This window comes from Vibrio sp. 1288, from assembly GCF_033344475.1.
Window position 1 is genome coordinate 1 of sequence record NZ_JAWPOX010000717.1, and the last position, 623, is coordinate 623.

Below are 623 nucleotides of genomic sequence, written 5' to 3' on the forward strand. Positions count from 1 at the left end.
AAAATCCTTACCTTTACCACTTGTTCATTACCTTAAAAGATCACCAAGGCAACCTAGTGGAAGTGATCCCACAACGCGTGGGTTTCCGTGATATCAAGGTGCGTGATGGCCTGTTTTACATCAACAATCAATACGTGATGCTGCATGGTGTAAACCGTCATGACAACGACCACCTAAAAGGTCGCGCAGTGGGCATGGACCGCGTGGAAAAAGATCTGATTTTGATGAAACAACACAACATCAACTCAGTTCGCACCGCACACTACCCGAACGACCCACGCTTCTACGAGCTGTGTGATATTTACGGCCTGTTTGTGATGGCAGAAACCGATGTGGAAACCCACGGCTTTGCCAACGTTGGCGACCTGAGCCGCATCACCAATGATCCTGCTTGGGAAGCGGTGTTTGTTGATCGCGCAGTGCGCCATGTGCACGCACAGAAAAACCACCCATCGATCATCATGTGGTCACTCGGTAACGAATCGGGTTATGGCTGTAACATCCGTGCGATGTATACCGCGACCAAAGCAATTGATGACACCCGTTTGGTTCACTACGAAGAAGACCGCGATGCTGAAGTGGTGGATGTGATTTCCACTATGTACTCACGCGCTCAACTGATG

General features: G+C 49.6%; 1 protein-coding gene. It reads left to right on the forward strand.

All coding sequences use genetic code 11. The annotated features are described in order from the left end of the window. Positions 1 to 623 (forward strand): glycoside hydrolase family 2 TIM barrel-domain containing protein (locus R8O11_RS28970; RefSeq protein ID WP_318195090.1); only part of this gene is annotated, 623 nt, incomplete at both ends.